The organism is Streptomyces sp. NPDC007929, from assembly GCF_042959065.1.
In the GTDB taxonomy this organism is placed as follows: Bacteria; Actinomycetota; Actinomycetes; order Streptomycetales; family Streptomycetaceae; genus Streptomyces.
The window spans coordinates 203,386-220,025 of sequence record NZ_JBIBKD010000004.1 but is presented as its reverse complement, the minus strand read 5'-3'; the positions used below and the strand labels follow the sequence as shown (position 1 = coordinate 220,025).

Below are 16,640 nucleotides of genomic sequence, written 5' to 3'. Positions count from 1 at the left end.
GCCCCGGGAGGGACGGCGTGTCCACCCCGTTCCCGGCGGGACACGGCACACTGACGGCCCGTCAGTCCATATTGCGGGATGCTGGTCTCAACATACGGAAATCCTGCGTACGGTGATCCCATGCCGACCCGACCGGAAGGGGTGGGATCCGCCATGCCGGAACCCCGGGAGACCGCCGTCTACACCCACGGGCACCACGAGTCCGTGCTGCGCTCGCACACCTGGCGCACCGCCGCCAACTCCGCCGCGTACCTGCTGCCCTCGCTCAAGCCGCACATGAGGATCCTGGACATCGGCTGCGGGCCCGGCACGATCACCGCCGACCTGGCCGGACTCGTGCCCGACGGGCGGGTCACCGGCGTCGACCGGGCGCCGGGGATCCTGGAGCAGGCGCGGGCCACGGCGGCCGGACGGGGTCTGGCCAACATCGACTTCGCGGTCGCCGACGCGCACGCCCTGGACTACCCGGACGACACGTTCTGCGTGGTCCACGCCCACCAGGTGCTCCAGCACGTGGGCGACCCGGTGCGGGCGCTGCGCGAGATGCGGCGCGTGGTCAAGCCGGGTGGTCTCGTCGCGGTACGGGACGCCGACTACGCGGCCATGACCTGGTACCCGGCGTCCGAGGGGCTCGACAGGTGGCTGGACCTCTACCGCCGGGTGGCCCGGGCCAACGGCGGCGAGCCGGACGCCGGGCGGCGGCTGAAGGCCTGGGCGCTGCGGGCCGGCTTCACGGACATCACGGCGACCTCAGCCACCTGGACCTTCGCCACACCGCAGGAGCGGGCCTGGTGGAGCGGGCTGTGGGCCGACCGCACCCTGGCGTCGGCCTACGCGGACCGGGCCGTCGAGGGCGGGCACGCCGACGCGGCGGGGCTGCGGGAGGTGGCCGAAGCCTGGCGGGAGTGGGGCACGCGGGAGGACGGGTGGTTCGGCGTGCTGCACGCAGAGATCCTCTGCCGCAAGGAAGCCTGACGCACGCGCGCGGCGCCCCGGGCCGGTCAGGGCCCGGGGCGCCGCGCCTGGAGTCAGTCCCTCGGAAGCAGCGGTCCGAGCGGCCCGAGGTCCAGGTTGAGGTCCTCGGGGCGCAGTCCGTAGCGGTCGCGCAGCTCCGTCATCCGCTCGTCGAGCAGCATCAGCGTGAGCCCGATCCGCTCCTCCTGCTCCTCGCTCAGGTCCCCCACGTCGAAGCGGCGCAGCGCCTGGCGCTCCATGAGCTGGCGCAGCAGCTCCACCACCGTCAGCACGAGCTTGACCAGATCGCGCTCGACCGTGTCGGGCTCCAGGTCCATGTGGGTACGGCGCGGCCGGGGATGGTCGTCGGGGGTGGTCACAGCAGCTCCTCGAACGGTGACGGCACCTGGGCGTTCACCGAGCTGATCAGCGCGTTGAGGTCGATACGGACGAGGTCGACGTCGGCGATGCGCAGGGTGATGTCCCCCGTGATCACGACGCCGCCGGCGAGCAGCCGGTCCAGCAGGTCCACGAGGGCGACCTCACGGCGTTCCACTACGGTCACGGATTCACCCCGCTGTTCATGTGGCCTCCCCGGCGAACGAGTAGGCCGCCCAGGGGCCGGTGAGTTCGATGCGCATGCCGGGCACCTCACCCTTCGTGCGGTCGACGAGTTCCACGAACTCCTCGGAATGCGCGCGCGGCACGAGGTAGGCGGCGTTCAGTACGTTCCGCCCGGTCGCCTTGGACAGCGCGGGGTTCTGCGGCGGATGCGTCCGGGCGTCCTCCGCGAACGCGGCGAGCTCCTCGTGCAGCCGGGTCGAGAAGGCCTCGGCCTTCTGCCACATCTCCTCGTGGGACCTGGTCTGCATACGCCGCTGCCGCAGATAGTCCCGGCCCGACGCGGGCTTCTGCGCGGGCCCGGCGCTCTCCTGCGGTTCGGACTCCGCGTACACCTTCACACCCCACTCGACCCGGCCCTCCAGCCGGTCGAGGGTGCTGAGGAAGTCCTGCTCGCGGGCCTCGATCATGGTCCGTACGCCGCTGTCGTCGTGGAAGACGGTGCCGAGCCGCAACGGCAGCGGGGTCGTGACGGTGGTGAGCGCGTCGATCACGCCCTGGTGGGCGCGGGCGGTCTCGGTGAGCCAGTCCAGGTCCTCCAGATGGGCCCGGAGCGGCTCCTGGGCGAAGTCCCGCTCCGGCACGTGACTCACCACGGCCACCAGGCCGTGGTGAGTCAGCGCCCTGGGCGGGTCGCCCGCCACACCCGTCAACTGGGCCTGGAGCGGGGTTCCGAAGGGGCGGCAGACGGCGTAGACGTACCGCAGTCCGGTCACGGGGCCTCCTTCTTCTCCGCGCGGCCGGGCTCCAGTTCCTCCAGCCGGGCCAGCCTTTCGCGCAACTCGGCGTTCTCACGGGTCAGTTCGTCCCGGCGGGCACGCGAGCTCAGGGCCGGGTCGGTCTCCCACCAGTCGATGCCCATCTCCTTCGCCTTGTCGACCGAGGCGACGATCAAACGGAGTTTGATGGTGAGGAGTTCGATGTCGAGCAGGTTGATCCGGATGTCGCCCGCGATCACGATGCCCTTGTCCAGCACCCGTTCAAGGATGTCGGCGAGGTTGGCACTGCTTCCCTGACCGTAGGGCTCGGGCATCCTGCTGGGCGTCGTCATCGCCGGCTCCCCGCCTCGACTTCCTCATCCTCGTCCTCGTACTCCTCGTCCTCGTCGTATTCGCCCTCGGGCTCCTCCTCGGGCTCTTCCTCCTCGTCGTACTCGTCCTCGGCGTCGTCGTCGTACTCGCCTTCGGGCTCCTCGCCCTCCTGGGGCTCCTCCTCGTCGTACTCGTCCTCGTCGTACTCGTCCTCGGGGCGCTCCTCCCCGGACTCCTCGGATTCCTCCGAGTCCTCGGACTCCTCCTCGGCGAGCGCGTCCTCGTGGCTGCGGACGACCTCGCCGTCGCGGATCTCCCCGCGCCAGCCGTCCTCCGCCTCGCCCTTGATCGTGATGAAGCGGACGAAGTTCTTGAGGTCGAGCCGGGCCCGGCGGCCCTGGGCGCGCCAGATGTTGCCGGTCTTCTCGAAGAACCCGGAGGGGTAGTACTCGATGACCAGCAGGACGCGGGTCAGGTTGTCGGTGAGCCGGTGGAAGGAGACGACGCCCTTCGTGGTGCCCTTGGCGCCCTCGGAGGTCCAGGCGATGCGGTCGTCCGGGAGCTGCTCGGTCGTCTTCGCCTTCCAGCTGCGGTTGGACCACCAGATCTTCGCCTGCCAGTCGGAGTGGGTGTCGTCGTCGCGGCTCGCGCTCTTGACGCCCTTCGCGAAGGTGCTGAAGTCCTGGTACTTGGTCCACTGGTCGTAGGCGGTGCGCAGCGGCACGCCGACGTCGATGTGCTCGATGATGACGGTGGGCTTGTTGCCGGAACGGCCCTTGCCCTTGCCTTTGCCCTTGCCGCCCAGGCCCTTGACGGCACCCGTGACCTTGTCCTTGAGATGCGAGCCGCCCATCTCCAGGGCGGAGCGCAGCGGCCCCTTGCCCTCGGCGACCTTGCGACCGCCGTCGAGGGCGAGCTTGGCGAAGCCGGGGCTGTTGCCCTCGGCGATGTCGTTCAGCTTGCCGGTGGTCTCGCCGAGCTTGCGGCCGACACCGGTCAGCATGCGGGTGGCCTGGGCCGCGAGGTACTCCTGCAACTCGGCCTTGAGCCGGTCTGCGGCCTCGCTGTGGGCCAGGTCGGTGAGCGGGTTCTTCGCCGCTCCGTTGGCGGCGGACTTCGCCGAGCCGAGCGTGTCGCTCATCCCTCACCGCCTCCCTTCGGCAGCCGGGACCGGGCGCTGCCGCCCCTGCTCCCGGACGTCGTCTTCCTGGCGGCCGACGTCTTCTTCGCCGCCGTCTTCTTCGCGGGGGCCTTCTTGGCGGCGGCCTTCTTCGCGGGGGCCTTCTTGGCCGGAGCCTTCTTCGCGGCCTTCTTCGCGGACGGCCGCTTCGCCGGGGCCTTCTTCGCCGCCGGCCCGGACTCGTCGTCCTCCGGCTCCTTGTCCTCGTGGTCCGCGGAGTCCTCGGGCTCCTCGTCCTCGTGGTCCGCGGAGTCCTCCGGCTCGTCCTCCTCGGGCTCCTCGTCCTCGTACTCGGAGTCCGCGTCCGCGTCCTCGCGACCGCCGGGCACCGCGCCGGTCAGCTGCTCGCGCATCTGGGTGGTGCGGCCGTGCAGCCGGTCGGACAGGGCGTCCAGCTGACGCTCGACCATGGCACCGGAGGCCGCCTTGCCCACGCCGCGCAGATCCTCGCGCAGCTGGTCCCCGATCTCCTTGAACTGCGGGTTGTTCCGCAGCTGCTGCTGGAGCAGCTCCGCGACCATCCGCGGGCTCAGGTTCAGCTTCTTCCCGGCGACCAGGCCTCCGACGGCCACGGCCATCTTCAGCTTCTTGGTACGCCCCAGGAGATATCCGGCCCCCACCGCGAGGCCCAGTCCCATTCGGTTCATCGTGTCGTCCCGTCGCCCGTTCCCGCGCTCCTGCGCGAAGCAATCTCCAGCCGGTCGAGAAGGTCGTCCTCAAGGCGGTCGAATTCCTCCTCCGTGATCTCCCCGGCCTCCAGCCGCTCTTCCAGGCGACCCAGTTCGGCCCGTACCGTCGCGGGGTCGTAGTAGATCCGTTCGGCCTCCTGGAGTACCTGTCTGATGGCCCAGGCGCTGCCGCGAGCCGGTGCGAGCGGCAGCAGCAGCACCTCCGAGATCAGGCCCATGTCCTCACCCCGATCCGGTCTCCGTGCCGCTCGCCACGGTGCCCGCGGGCTCGGCCGGGCCGGGCTCGACGAAGCTGTACGGCGGCAGCGGACCGTTGACCCGCACCTCCAGGTGCGGCATGTCCTTGCGCAGCCGCTCGACCGCGGCCAGGAACGACTCGGCCGTCTCCCGGTCCACCAGGAACGACACGTTCGCCAGCCAGCCCGTGGACTCGGGGCCCTCGCTCACGTCGTCGGCGGCCGGTTCCAGTGCACGCCGTACCGCCGCGCCGTCGTCGGCCTCCTTGGCCTTGACCGCGGCCGCGACCAGCTCGCCGAGGCGGATCTTGTCGTCGTAACTGCCGCCGCCCGACTGCCGGTTGGCCTCGGCGAGCCCGCGGATGTCGGGGCTCTCGGCCATCACCTGGTGCAGCACGGCCTCTTCGACGTGATTGGCCTTGACGTTGTACTCGACCCGGTTGTCCAGGGCCCGCAGCCGCTCCTTGTAGTGGTCGGCCCGCTCGGCCAGCACCGCGGTGATGGAGTTGTCGTCCGGGGCGACGCTGCCGAACCGCATGGGCAGCACGCAGCCGGCCGCGCCCGCCTCGCTGAGCACGTTCTGGTGGGCGAGCAGGTCCTTGCGCTTGGGCCGCAGCCCCTCGGGCGCCTCGCTGACGACGGCCGCCAGGTCGCCCTCCCGCAGGATGCGCACCTCGCGGGGCGGGTCGCCGACGCCGCCCATGCCCTCGGGCAGAGAGGGGTGCGAGCTCGCAGCGATGCCGTAGACGTAGGTGCTCACTCCTGCTCCTCCTTACGACGGGACGACGTGCTCTTGCGGGTGCGCGGACGGGACTCGCCCTGACGCTCGGAGCCGTCGTCACGCGCCTGCTTGAAGGCGTCGGATATGGTCTCGGCGGCGCCGGACAGCGCCCCCTTGGACTTGCCGCGCGCGCCGGACTCGGTCATCTCCCCGACCAGGTCGGGCAGGCCCGGGTCCTTGCGCGGCCCGGCCTCGAGGTCGAGGCGGTTGCACGCCTCGGCGAAGCGCAGATAGGTGTCGACGCTGGCGACGACGACCCGTACGTCGATCTTCAGGATCTCGATGCCGACCAGGGAGACTCGCACGAATGCGTCGATGACGAGCCCCCTGTCCAGGACGAGTTCGAGCACGTCGTAGAGACCGCTGCTGCCGCCTCCGCCGCCGGTCTGCTGTGCCGGTACGACAGTCATGCCGGATGTTCCTCCTCGTGTGTGGGTGCGGGTCGGGTCGGGCGGCCTAACGGCCGCCGGACCTGCGCGCGTCGGACCGCCCGCGTTCATAGCGGCGGACGCGCCGGTACCCCGTGAGCTGCCCCTCTGCGTCGAGCTCCACCTGGTAGCTCGCCATCAGGCTCATCGTGTCGGGCACGCGCTCGAGTTCGAGGACCTCGACCTCCAGCGCCCAGCCCTCCTCCGTCTGCTCGAAGGACGACACGGACTCGGCTTCCATGCCGGTGAGCTCCGCGAGCTGGCCGCGCGCCTGACGCAGCACCTCCATCGGGCTCGGCCGGCTGCGGGCCGTCCGCTTGTCGTCCGTTGTGCTCGACTTCCGGGAGTTCTGGGACTCCTGTGAATCCTGTGACTCTTGCGTGTTTTTTGTGTTCGACATGGCCACCTCCCCCTCCGTGTGGCCGCAAGACTGTTCGCCAAACCTCCGCGGGACCATGCATCTGCCACGCACCGGGAGATCGCCGGTGAGGTCTCAGCCGCGCAGGGCGTTCAGCCGCCGCCGGGCCGGTCCCAGCGCCCGGCCCCGGCTCAGCAGCCCTGACCAGGGGTTGGTGCGGGCCTGCTCGACGGCGTCGGCGACGGTCCAGCGGCGGGCGTGCAGCTCCGGGTCGTCCAGCCGGTCCCAGCCGATGGGGGTGGCCACGGGGGCGCCCGGGCGGGGCCGGACCGTGTAGGGCGCGACGGCGGTCTGGGCATAGGCGTTGCGCTGGATGTCGAGGTAGAGCCGGTCGCCGCGGTCCTTCTTTCGGGCGGCGGTGGTGAGCCGGTCGGGGTGGGCGTCGGCGAGGGTGCCGGCGACGTCCCGGGCGAAGGCACGCACCTCGTCGAAGTCGTGCCGGCCGCCCAGCGGCACGATGACGTGCAGTCCGCGCGAGCCGGTGGTCATCAGCGCCGAGGGCAGCCGAAGCTCGTCGAGCAGCTCCCCGAGCAGCCGGGCGGCCTCGCGTACGGTCTCGAAGTCGTCACCCGAGGGGTCGAGGTCGAAGACCAGCCGATCGGGGTGGTCGACGCTGTCGGAGCGGGACAGCCAGCGGTGCAGGGTGATGCTCGCCTGGTCGGCCAGGTAGAGGAGGGTGGCGGTGTCGTCGCAGACGGTGTGCCGGACGGTGCCGCCCTCCTTGGCCACCTCGACGCGCTCGATCCACTCCGGGTAGTGGTCCGGGGTGTTCTTCTGCATGAACGTCGGGCCGTCGATACCGTCCGGGTGCCGCTCCAGCATCAGCGGCCGGCCGCGCAGGTGCGGCAGCATGAACGGCGCGACGGCCCGGTAGTAGTCCACCAGGTCGGCCTTGGTGTACTCCGTTGCGTCGCCGCCGATGGGGAAGAGCACCTTGTCCGGCCGGTGCACCTCCACCGTGCGGCGGCCGGCCCGTACCCGGCGCGTGCCGTCGCCGCCGCTCACCGCACGACCGCCTCCTCGACCAGCAGCCGTCCGGCCGCCGCGATGGACTCCGCGTCGATGCCCGAGGCGCGCAGCTGCTCCTCGGGGGACGCCGAGCCCGGCATGCTCCGTACGCCGAGCCGCACCAGGCGCGGTACGGGGCGGCCGTCGGTGAAGGCGTCGAGGACCGCGTCCCCGATGCCGCCCTCGGGGTGGTGGTCCTCCACGGTCACCAGGCAGCCGGTCTCCTCGGCGGCCCGGCGCAGGGTGGCCCGGTCGACGGGCTTCACGGAGTACAGGTCGATCACCCGCACCGCGATGTCCTCCTGCTCCAGGGCCTCGGCGGCGGCGAGTGCCTCGTGCACGGTGACGCCCGCGGCGACGAGGGTCAGCCGGTCCCGGCCGGAGGAGCGCAGCACCTTGCTGCCGCCGACCGGGAACTCCTCGCCGGGGGTGTAGATCACCGGGCTCTCGCCGCGCGAGGTGCGCAGATAGCGGACGCCCTCCAGGCCGGCCATCGCGCCGACGAGCCGTGCGGTCTGGTTGGCGTCGCACGGGTACAGCACGGTCGAGCCGTGCACCGCCCGCATCATCGCCAGATCCTCAAGGCCCATCTGGCTGGGCCCGTCCTGGCCGATGGCGACGCCCGCGTGGGAGCCGACGAGATTGATGCCGGAGCCGCTGATGGACGCCATCCGGATGAAATCGTACGCGCGGGTCAGGAACGCCGCGAAGGTGGCGGCGTACGGCACCCAGCCGCGGGACGCGAGCCCGACCGCCGAGGCGACGAGCTGCTGCTCGGCAATGTAGCACTCGAAGTAGCGGTCGGGGTGCTCCTTGGCGAAGAACTCGGCGCGGGTGGAGTCGCCGACCTCGCCGTCCAGGGCGACGACGTCGCCGCGGCCGGTGCCGAGCGCGGCGAGCGCCTCGCCGAAGGCGTTGCGGGTGGCGACCTCCTCGCCCTTGTCCCACTTGGGGAGTTCGAAGTTCCCGGTGTGGACGGAGTGCAGCATGCGGGCGGCGGGCGGCTCCTGCACCTGGACCCGGATGTCGCGCGGGCCGCCGAGTTCGGCGATGGCCTCCTCGGCCTCCGGCAGCGGCTTGCCGTGCAGGCCCTCGCGGTCCTGGACACCCTCGACGCCCTTGCCCTTGAGGGTGCGGGCGAGGATGGCGGTCGGCTGGCCCTTGGTGGAGGCGGCCTCACCGAAGGCACGGTCGACGGCGTCCACGTCATGGCCGTCGACCTCGATGGTGTGCCAGTCGAAGGCCTGGAAGCGGCGGGCGTAGGCGTCCAGGTCGTGGCCGTGCCGGGTGGGGCCGCGCTGGCCGAGCCGGTTGACGTCGACGATCACGGTGAGGTTGTCCAGGTGCTCGTACCCGGCGTGCTCGGCGGCCTCCCAGACCGATCCCTCGGCCAGTTCGCTGTCGCCGCACAGCACCCAGGTGCGGTAGCCGGTGCGATCGAGCCGCTTGCCGGCCAGCGCGATGCCGACCCCGACGGGCAGGCCCTGCCCGAGCGAGCCGGTGGCCGTCTCGACCCACGGCAGGCGCTGCGGGGTGGGATGCCCTTCCAGGCGGCTGCCCAGCTTGCGGAAGGTGAGCAGCTCTTCGTCGTCGATGGCGCCGGCCGCCTTGTACGCGGAGTACAGCAGCGGGGAGGCGTGGCCCTTGGAGAGGACGAGGCGGTCGTTGCCGGGGTGGGCGGGGCGGTCGAAGTCGTAGCGGAGGTGGTGCGCGAGCAGGACGGCCATCAGGTCGGCCGCGGACATCGAGGACGTCGGGTGCCCGGAGCCCGCCGCGGCGGCGGCGCGGACACTGTCCACCCGCAGCTGCTGTCCGAGGTCGGTGAGTTCACCGGTGTTCATGAGTCTCCTTTCGCGGAGTCGTCGGGGTCGTCGGGGTCGTCCGGGACGTCGGTTCGTTTGACGGGGCCGGGGGCGGGGTGGCCGGGCGGGGGCTCGGTCTGCTTCTCGGCGGGTGCGCCCTCGGGCTGGTTCTCGGCGGGCTCGCCACCCGGCTGATTCCTGGCAGGTTCACCACCCGGCTGATTCCTGGCAGGTTCCCCACCCGGCGGATTCCTGGCGGGCTCGCCACCGGGCCGGTCGTTCGCGGGCTCACCGGCCGGCTGACTCGGGCTCGGGCGGCCCTTCGCCGTTTCGGTCTCCGCGCGCCACTGTGCGGGCCCGGAGCCGGGTCGGCCCGCGGTCGGGCGGCCCTTGGCCGTTTCCCACTCGGTACGGGGCTCCGCGGCCCCGGATCCGGGCCGTACCTGCGGCGGTCCGGATCCGGGCTGCCCCTTCGCGGGCTCTTCGTGGGACCGGGCCCCGCCCGGCCCTCCGGCGCCGGTGCCCCCGTCGCCGGTGTCGGCCGCGAGCGCCGCCCCCGGCCCGGACCGGGCGCCGGCGTCCTGTCGCTGTCCGGGTCCGCCCGGCACCCGGGCCACCTCGGGCGACGACGTGTCCAGCGGCACCGACCAGGACCGTACGAGCCCCAACTGCACGGCCTGGCGCGGCAGTACGGCATCCAGCAGCCAGTCGGCGGCGACCCGCACGCGGTTGCCGGGCATCGCGGCCAGGTGGTAGCCCCGGGTCACCGCGCCGGCCGGTACGCCGGAGAGGGTCACGCCGAGCGGGTTGGCGGCGGCCTTCACACCGCCCAGGTCGACGACGAACCCCAGATCACGGTGGCGGTACGGCGTGCGCGCCCCGCCGAGACCGAGCGACGCGGCGACGTTCTCCGCCGCGACCTTGCCGTGCCGCCAGGCGTGCTGCGCGGTCATCGGCGTATAGCTCCCGGGGTTCTCCAGGTCGGGCACCGCGGCCACGTCTCCGCAGGCGAACAGCTCCGGCCGCCCCGGCACCCGCAGATGCGGGTCGACCAGCAGCCGCCCCTTCTCCATGGGCAGCCCGAGGGACTCGACCAGCGGGTCGGGGCGTACGCCCACGCACCACACCAGCGTCCGGCTCTCGACGAACTCGCCGTCGGTCAGCAGGACCCCGTCGTGCGTGGCCTCCTTCACCGAGGTCCCCATGCGCACGTCCACGCCCCGCTCCCGCAGCACCCGGTCGGCGGTGGCGGACAGCTTCTCGTCCATCTCGGGCAGCACCCGCGGCGCCACGTCCAGCAACATCCAGCGCGGCCGCATGCCCCGCCGCAGCGGATGCCTGCGCACCTGCGCGTCGGTGAACATCTGCCCGTGCGCGGCGACCTCCGTGCCGGTGTATCCCGCGCCGACCACGACGAAGGTGCACCGCGCGGCGCACGTCCCGGGATCGTCCGAGGCCGCCGCGAGCTCCACCTGCCGGGTCACGTGGTCACGCAGGTACAGCGCCTCGGGAAGACCGCGGAAGCCGTGCGCGTGTTCGGCGACGCCGGGGATGGGAAGCAGTTTGTTGACGCTGCCCGCGGCGAGCACCAGCCGGTCGTAGGCGAGGGTGCCGCCCTCGCCCTCCGGGCCGGTGTAGTGCAGGGTGCGGTCGTCGAGGTCGATCCGCTCGGCCTCGCCCAGCACCAGCCGGACGTCCGGCAGCGAGTCCGAGAGGGAGACGGTGACCCGGCGCGGCTCCAGGACGCCGGCGGCAACCTGGGGCAGCAGGGGCAGATACAGGAAGTAGTCGGTCGGGTTCAGCACGGTGATGTGGGCCCGGCCCCGGGTGATGCGGGACAGGGTGCGGGCGGTGCGGTACCCGGCGAAGCCGGCACCGACGATCAGGATGCGGGGTCGACTCACGGTCGCTCGCCTCCGGCGCTGTCGCGTGGCTCGGGAGCCTTCCGCGTCCCCCTGGCCAGGGCACCCAAACGTCGCCCGGGCCCGCTCACCCGCCCCCCGCCGGTTTCCGGCCGCGGGCCCGGGTACCCGGTGCCCGACACGGACCGCCGACGTCGCGGAGGCACTCCCCCATGCCCGAATACGGCTACTTCCTCTCGTGCGAGCAGTACGGACCCGCCGAGCTGATCGAGCAGGCCCGGATGGCCGAGCAGGCCGGTTTCCAGGCGCTGTGGATCTCGGACCACTACCACCCCTGGAACGACGAGCAGGGCCAGAGCCCGTTCGTGTGGTCGGTGATCGGCGCGCTGTCCGAGGCGGTGTCCCTGCCGATCGAGACCGCGGTCACCTGCCCCACCGTGCGGATGCACCCGGCGGTGGTGGCGCAGGCCGCGGCGACCAGTGCGGTGATGACGGACAACCGCTTCCGGCTCGGCGTCGGCTCCGGCGAGGCGCTCAACGAGCACATCCTGGGCGACCACTGGCCGCCGGCCCACATCCGGCTGGACATGCTGGAGGAGGCCGTGCAGGTGATGCGGCGGCTGTTCACCGGCGAGGAGGTGAACCACCACGGTCCGCACTACACGGTCGAGAACGCCCGGCTGTACACCGTCCCGGACGAGCCGATCCCGATCGACATCTCCGGCTTCGGCCCCGCCGCGACACAGCTCGCCTCCCGCGTCGGCGACGGCTACATCACCGTGACGCCGGACGAGGCGATGGTGGAGCAGTACCGCAAGGGCGGGGGCGGCGGAAAGCTCGTCAGCGGCGGCACCAAGGTCTGCTACGACACCGACAAGGACGAGGCCGTACGCACCGTCCACCGGCTCTGGGCCAACGAGCAGCTGCCGGGTGAGCTCGGCCAGGTGCTGCCCTCCCCCAAGCACTTCGAGCAGGCGCAGCAGTTGGTCACCGAGGACATGGTGCGCGGGAACCGGGTGTGCGGCGACGACGTGGACGAGCACGTGGCGGAGCTGAAGCAGTTCGCCGACGCCGGGTTCGACCGGGTCTACGTGAACCAGATCGGCCCGGACCTGCGCGGCTTCTTCGACTTCTACCGCACGAAGGTACTGCCCCAGCTCCAGCAGGCGCTCTGAATCCGGCGGACGCTTTGACGCCTCAGCGGCGGGACGCCCCGGCCGACCCGCCAGACCTGGCAGACCTGGCAGACCTGCGGAACGCCAGGGCGCCCGCTCCCGCGATGAGGGCCGCGCCCAGCCGGCCGCGGTTGCGGGACAGCCACTGCTGCGGGCTCCTGCCGGTGGACTCGTCGTCGAAGCGCCCGTGCGCGCCGAAGTCCCGCCCGTGCGGGCCGTCCGCGGGGGACCAGAGGTTCGCCGGTCCCCCGGGCCGGCCCTCCTCCTGCTGGGCCTCGACGTTGGTGCGGGCCAGGTAGCGGTCCAGCACTCCGGGGATCACGGCGTTGGCGAGGAGCGTGGCGGCGGTGGAGCCGCCCACCCAGTACTCCCGGCGCCGCGCGTGCGACGCCGCGTGCACGATCGCCCGGGCCGCGACCTCCGGCTGGTACACGGGCGCCACCGGCCGCGCCCGCCCGGGCATCCGGTTCAGCACCCAGTCGAACTGCGGGGTGTTGAGGCCGGGCAGCTGCACCATCGTCGTCCGTACCCCGCTGCGCGCGTGCAACAGCTCGCAGCGCAGCGACTCGTTGAACCCCTGGATCGCGTGCTTGGCGCCGCAGTACGCCGACTGCAGCGGAATGCCCCGGTAGGCGAGCGCGGATCCGACCTGCACGATCGTGCCGCGGTCCCGCGGCAGCATGTGCCGCAGGGCTGCCCGGGTGCCGAACACATAGCCCAGGTACGTCACTTCGGAGACGCGCCGGAACTCGTCCGGGCCGACGTCCGTGAACGGAGCGAACACGCCGGTGAAGGCGTTGTTGACCCAGACGTCGATGTGGCCGTACGCGTCGACGACCTGCTGGGCGGCGTCGTCGACGGCCTTGGCGTCGGAGACGTCCACGGGGACGACGAGTGCCTCACCCCCGGCGCGTTCGACATCGTCGGCCGCCGCGGCGAGTCCCTCACGGCCGCGGGCGAGCAGGGCGACCCGGTCGCCGCGGGCGGCGAAGGCACGGACGGTGGCCCGTCCGACGCCGCCGCTGGCTCCGGTCACCACGACCACACGGCCGTGCTGGCGGTGGGTTCGTGCCGTGCGCACCGGGCATCACGCTCCGCGGTGCGGCACGTCCGGGGCGTCCGTCGGCCGCGGGGGGACGCGGCCGGGGACGTCCGCTCCGGCGGGCGGGGCCGGCGGTACGGGCGGGTAGGGCATGCCGCCCACCGCCCCGGCCGCGGCCTGCCGGGCGCCGTCGCCGCCCGGCGCCCTGCCGGTCACGTGGTCGGCCGCCGGGCGGGACGGCCGGGCCATGCCGCGCAGCACGTAGGCCAGCGCTCCCAGGATCACGGCGGTGATCAGCGCGGCCGCCCAGTCGGGCAGGCCGAGGGCGAGAACCAGTCCCACGGCGAGCGCGAGGGCCGCGCCCGCGTACAGGGCGAGCGCGCCGGACGCGGCGTACAGCGTGGCCTTGCGGCGCTGCCTCCGCGTCTGCTCGCGCAGTTCGTCCCGCACGGTCTCGCGCGCCACCTGTGCCAGTTCGTCGACGAGATGCTTGTCCAGATGCTCCAGGTGATCCAACGGCTTCATGCCCGGCCGGGTACCCTCACCCCCCTGCGCGTAACTAGGCTCGGTGGCATGGAGATTCTGGGTGCCACACTGCGCGTCTGCGTCGACGACCTCGAGACCGCGATCCCCTTCTACGAGCGGCTGGCGGGCGGCAGAGCCCAGCGTTTCGAGCGGGGAGGTGTCCAGGTGGCGGCGATCGGCTGCTTCCTGCTGATGAGCGGTCCTCCGGCCGAGCTGGAGGTGCTGCGCAAGGTCGCCGCGACGATCGCCGTCACGGACGTCGAGGAGACCCACAAGGTGCTGACCGAGCTGGGGGCGCACATCGTGGCGGGCCCGATCGCCTCACCGGCGGGCCGCAACCTGATCGCCCTGCACCCGGACGGCTCGGTCTACGAGTACGTGGACCGCCAGGCGTAGGTGTCGCCGCCGGGGCTCACGCCCGCCCCGATCGGGTGATCATCTCGGTGGTGATCGCCCAGCGTTCGTGGTCGCGCCAGGCCCCGTCGACGAAGAGCATCTTCGGCGAGAAGCCCTCCAGCCGGAACCCGCAGGCGCGGGCCAGGGCGATCGACGCGGCGTTCTGCGGCTGGACGTTGATCTCCAGCCGGTGCAGCCGCAGCGGACCGAACGCGTACCCCACGACGAGGTCGAGGCCTTCGCGCATCAGCCCCCGCCCGGCGGCGTGCGCGAAGGCCCCGTAGCCCAGTGCGCCGGACTGGAAGCCGCCCTCGACGATGTTGTTGATGTTGATGAACCCGCCGATGGACCCGTCGCTCTTGTCGCAGACCAGGAACCCGGCCTTGGACGGGTCCTCGATCAGCCGGCCCGCGTAGGCGGTGTACGCCTGCGTCGTGGTGGGCGGGAAGAGCCACGGCTGGTGCAGGGCCTTGCTCTCTCGGGCGCGGGCGGTGAACTCGGCACCGTCCTCGTAGGTGAAGTGGCGTATCCCCACCCGGGGGCCTTCGGCGAGATGGCGGGATGCGTGGTGCGGCACCCCGCCACAGTAACCGCGCTGCCCGGGTGTCCCCAGTCGGGCGTCAGGACCCGGCGACCGGCAGCCGCAGCACCCCGGTGTCGCGCGGCCCGCTGACCACGGTCACCGGTTTGATCCCCCGGTTGCCGAAGTACGCGTCGTCGCTCGCGGCGATCACGAACCGCAGCCGGTGCCCGGTCTCGTACCGGTGCACGATGCCGGGCAGGGTGACGGTGAAGCTCTTGGTGACGTCCGGGACGCGCACCGGCGCGACCAGGCGGCGCACCAGGCTGCGGGTGCCGTCGGGGGCGACGTCGTAGAGCTTGGCGAACAGGACGAGCTTGTCGGCCGCGTCGGCGGAGTTCTGGGTGCGCTCGGCCTTCGGGGAGACGACCTTGAGCGTGGCCCGGGGTGCGCCGACGACGTCGAGGGGGCGCTTCAGCGGCGCGCTCGTCCAGTCGATATAGGTGCCCTTGGTGTCGCGCGGGGGTGTGTCCGGCAGGCCGATGAGGCCGGCGAGCGAGCTTTCCGAATGGCTCGTGGAGGTCAGCCAGTTGGTGTAGCGGCGGCTGCCGCGGACCACGTCGTCCCGGTTCTCGACGAGGGTGCCGTCACCGGAGAGGTACAGGGTGCGGCCGAGGGCGGGAAGGCGGTCGGCGGTGGCGTAGGTGCGGTCGGGGTCGGTGATCCAGTCGCGGTGGTAGGCGAAGGCCGGTCCGGTGTCGACATGGGTCCGCCCCCGCAGATGGCGGTCGAACCAGGCGAGGACGCGCCGGCCGACGTAACTGGCCTCCAGATCGCCCTGGGACAGGTCGAGTTCACCGGTGCCCGGGCCGGTGCGGCCGCCGCTGTGGCCCCAGGACTGCCAGATCATCTTGACGGGGGTGCCCTGGGCCTTGAGCGTCCGGTAGGTGGCCGTGGCCTCGTTGAGGTTGAACAGGGTGTCGGCCTGCCCCTGGACCAGCAGGGTGGGCGTGTCGACGCGGTGGAGGTACGACACCGGGGAGACGCGATGGGCGTAGGCGAGCAGCTCGGCGGTGCGGTCGGCCGGGTAGCTCCCGGAGTTGAGGGTGTGGACGGTCCGGCAGGCCTCGCTGACGAAGTGCAGGCAGGCCAGGGAGTTGATGCGGGACGGGTCGAGGCCGGGTTCGAGCAGCGGCTGTCCCTCGCCGATGAGGTAGAAGCCGTTCGTCCACTGCCACTTGAAGACGCCCGGGACCTTGCCGCTGCCCACGGCGTTGTTGGGGTCGAGCGAGTAGGCCAGGTCGTTCCAGGTGATCATCGGGACGAGCGCGTCGAGTCGGTGGTCGACGGCGGCTGTGGCGAGCTGGACGGCGCCGCCGTAGGAGCCGCCGATCATGCCGACGCGCGGGTCGCCGGGTGCGTCACGGGTGACGAAGTCGGCTTTCGTGCCGTCGTCGGCGGCGCGGGTGCCTGCCAGGAAGTCGACCAGTTGCGAGGCGGCGGCGCCGTCGACGTCCGGGTCGTCGAGGGAGACGAGGCAGCCGCTGCGGCCGAAGCCGAGCCCGGAGTAGACGAGCGAGACGTAGCCGCGCCGGGCGAAGGCCTTGCCGATGGTGTCCGTCGAGCCGTCCGCCTTGCTGCCGCCGAAGCCGTTCGTGCCGAGCACGGCGGGCGCCGGGTGGTCGCGGTCCACACCGGTGGGACGGTACAGGTCGGCGTCGACGGTGCAGGCGCGGTCGCCCGCCCGCACGGTGAACTTCAGCGGTGTGACGGTGTAGGTGCCGGTGGCGCTCGCGGGTGGGGTGAGGGTGAGGGGCACGGCCAGGGCGGCGCCCAGAGCGAGGGCGAGGAGTGCGCGGGTTCTGGGCACGCGTCGGGACACACGGACCTCCACGGTGAGGGCAACCCGGATACCGACCAGTAGGTACTGGCCCGTTGTCATCGTGTGACACGTGTCAGGAGCCGTCAATCA

The 16,640-nt window shown here is 72.2% G+C and carries 20 protein-coding genes; 3 read left to right on the top strand and 17 right to left on the bottom strand.

What is annotated here, in order from left to right:
• Window positions 1-153 precede the first annotated feature (153 nt).
• Window positions 154-975 (top strand): methyltransferase domain-containing protein, encoded by an 822-nt coding sequence (locus ACFZDE_RS14615; protein WP_391200498.1) that lies wholly within the window; start codon window positions 154-156, stop codon window positions 973-975.
• A 53-nt stretch (window positions 976-1,028) separates the two neighbouring features.
• On the opposite strand, the gene ACFZDE_RS14610 is transcribed toward ACFZDE_RS14615, so the two are convergent.
• From ACFZDE_RS14610 to ACFZDE_RS14550, 13 genes are all read right to left on the bottom strand, one after another.
• The gene (locus ACFZDE_RS14610; protein ID WP_030843810.1) at window positions 1,029-1,292 is read right to left on the bottom strand and encodes a gas vesicle protein K; all 264 of its coding nucleotides are present in this window, start codon (window positions 1,290-1,292) and stop codon (window positions 1,029-1,031) included.
• 38 nt (window positions 1,293-1,330) lie between these two features.
• Window positions 1,331-1,519 (bottom strand): gas vesicle protein, encoded by a 189-nt coding sequence (locus ACFZDE_RS14605; RefSeq protein ID WP_003994122.1) that lies wholly within the window; start codon window positions 1,517-1,519, stop codon window positions 1,331-1,333.
• Window positions 1,520-1,535: 16 nt separating this feature from the next.
• Window positions 1,536-2,291 (bottom strand): GvpL/GvpF family gas vesicle protein, encoded by a 756-nt coding sequence (locus ACFZDE_RS14600; RefSeq protein ID WP_390995381.1) that lies wholly within the window; start codon window positions 2,289-2,291, stop codon window positions 1,536-1,538.
• Entirely contained in the window at window positions 2,288-2,626 is a 339-nt protein-coding gene (locus ACFZDE_RS14595; RefSeq protein WP_053673813.1) for a gas vesicle protein, read from the bottom strand. Before ACFZDE_RS14595 ends, ACFZDE_RS14600 begins: the two co-directional genes overlap by 4 nt.
• Entirely contained in the window at window positions 2,623-3,747 is a 1,125-nt protein-coding gene (locus ACFZDE_RS14590; protein WP_391200089.1) for an SRPBCC family protein, read from the bottom strand. The genes ACFZDE_RS14595 and ACFZDE_RS14590 overlap by 4 nt, the downstream gene beginning before the upstream one ends.
• The gene (locus ACFZDE_RS14585) at window positions 3,744-4,433 is read right to left on the bottom strand and encodes a DNA primase (RefSeq protein ID WP_391200088.1); all 690 of its coding nucleotides are present in this window, start codon (window positions 4,431-4,433) and stop codon (window positions 3,744-3,746) included. Before ACFZDE_RS14585 ends, ACFZDE_RS14590 begins: the two co-directional genes overlap by 4 nt.
• Entirely contained in the window at window positions 4,430-4,693 is a 264-nt protein-coding gene (locus ACFZDE_RS14580; RefSeq protein WP_390995373.1) for a gas vesicle protein GvpG, read from the bottom strand. Before ACFZDE_RS14580 ends, ACFZDE_RS14585 begins: the two co-directional genes overlap by 4 nt.
• 4 nt (window positions 4,694-4,697) lie before the next feature.
• Window positions 4,698-5,471 carry a GvpL/GvpF family gas vesicle protein gene (locus ACFZDE_RS14575; protein WP_391200087.1) on the bottom strand — a complete coding sequence of 258 codons (774 nt, stop codon included), beginning with the start codon at window positions 5,469-5,471 and terminating at the stop codon, window positions 4,698-4,700.
• Window positions 5,468-5,902: a gas vesicle protein GvpJ gene (locus ACFZDE_RS14570; protein ID WP_391200086.1), complete on the bottom strand. Its 435-nt coding sequence runs from the start codon at window positions 5,900-5,902 to the stop codon at window positions 5,468-5,470. The genes ACFZDE_RS14575 and ACFZDE_RS14570 overlap by 4 nt, the downstream gene beginning before the upstream one ends.
• A gap of 46 nt (window positions 5,903-5,948) precedes the next feature.
• Window positions 5,949-6,320: a gas vesicle protein GvpO gene (locus ACFZDE_RS14565; RefSeq protein ID WP_390995369.1), complete on the bottom strand. Its 372-nt coding sequence runs from the start codon at window positions 6,318-6,320 to the stop codon at window positions 5,949-5,951.
• Window positions 6,321-6,413: 93 nt separating this feature from the next.
• On the bottom strand, window positions 6,414-7,343 hold the full coding sequence (ligD, locus tag ACFZDE_RS14560) for a non-homologous end-joining DNA ligase (RefSeq protein ID WP_391200085.1): 930 nt from the start codon (window positions 7,341-7,343) through the stop codon (window positions 6,414-6,416).
• A complete protein-coding gene (locus tag ACFZDE_RS14555) occupies window positions 7,340-9,187 on the bottom strand; it encodes a transketolase (RefSeq protein ID WP_390995364.1) in 1,848 nt (615 codons plus the stop codon). The genes ligD and ACFZDE_RS14555 overlap by 4 nt, the downstream gene beginning before the upstream one ends.
• Window positions 9,184-11,052: an FAD-dependent oxidoreductase gene (locus tag ACFZDE_RS14550; RefSeq protein ID WP_391200084.1), complete on the bottom strand. Its 1,869-nt coding sequence runs from the start codon at window positions 11,050-11,052 to the stop codon at window positions 9,184-9,186. Before ACFZDE_RS14550 ends, ACFZDE_RS14555 begins: the two co-directional genes overlap by 4 nt.
• A 170-nt stretch (window positions 11,053-11,222) precedes the next feature.
• Between ACFZDE_RS14550 and ACFZDE_RS14545 the strand changes: the two genes are divergently transcribed.
• A complete protein-coding gene (locus ACFZDE_RS14545) occupies window positions 11,223-12,185 on the top strand; it encodes a TIGR03557 family F420-dependent LLM class oxidoreductase (protein WP_391200083.1) in 963 nt (320 codons plus the stop codon).
• A 22-nt stretch (window positions 12,186-12,207) separates the two neighbouring features.
• On the opposite strand, the gene ACFZDE_RS14540 is transcribed toward ACFZDE_RS14545, so the two are convergent.
• Both ACFZDE_RS14540 and ACFZDE_RS14535 read right to left on the bottom strand, forming a co-directional pair.
• Complete coding sequence (locus ACFZDE_RS14540; protein WP_391200082.1) at window positions 12,208-13,266, bottom strand: SDR family oxidoreductase; 1,059 nt, start codon at window positions 13,264-13,266, stop codon at window positions 12,208-12,210.
• A 6-nt stretch (window positions 13,267-13,272) separates the two neighbouring features.
• Window positions 13,273-13,752, bottom strand: a complete 480-nt coding sequence (locus tag ACFZDE_RS14535) for a phage holin family protein (protein ID WP_391200081.1) — start codon at window positions 13,750-13,752, stop codon at window positions 13,273-13,275.
• Between the two features lie 48 nt (window positions 13,753-13,800).
• Between ACFZDE_RS14535 and ACFZDE_RS14530 the strand changes: the two genes are divergently transcribed.
• Complete coding sequence (locus tag ACFZDE_RS14530; RefSeq protein WP_184907755.1) at window positions 13,801-14,148, top strand: VOC family protein; 348 nt, start codon at window positions 13,801-13,803, stop codon at window positions 14,146-14,148.
• A gap of 16 nt (window positions 14,149-14,164) precedes the next feature.
• Here ACFZDE_RS14530 and ACFZDE_RS14525 read toward each other — a convergent pair whose 3' ends face one another.
• Window positions 14,165-14,725 (bottom strand): GNAT family N-acetyltransferase, encoded by a 561-nt coding sequence (locus ACFZDE_RS14525; RefSeq protein WP_391200080.1) that lies wholly within the window; start codon window positions 14,723-14,725, stop codon window positions 14,165-14,167.
• A 43-nt stretch (window positions 14,726-14,768) separates the two neighbouring features.
• Window positions 14,769-16,550: a CocE/NonD family hydrolase gene (locus tag ACFZDE_RS14520; protein WP_391200079.1), complete on the bottom strand. Its 1,782-nt coding sequence runs from the start codon at window positions 16,548-16,550 to the stop codon at window positions 14,769-14,771.
• Between the last annotated feature and the right edge of the window lie 90 nt (window positions 16,551-16,640).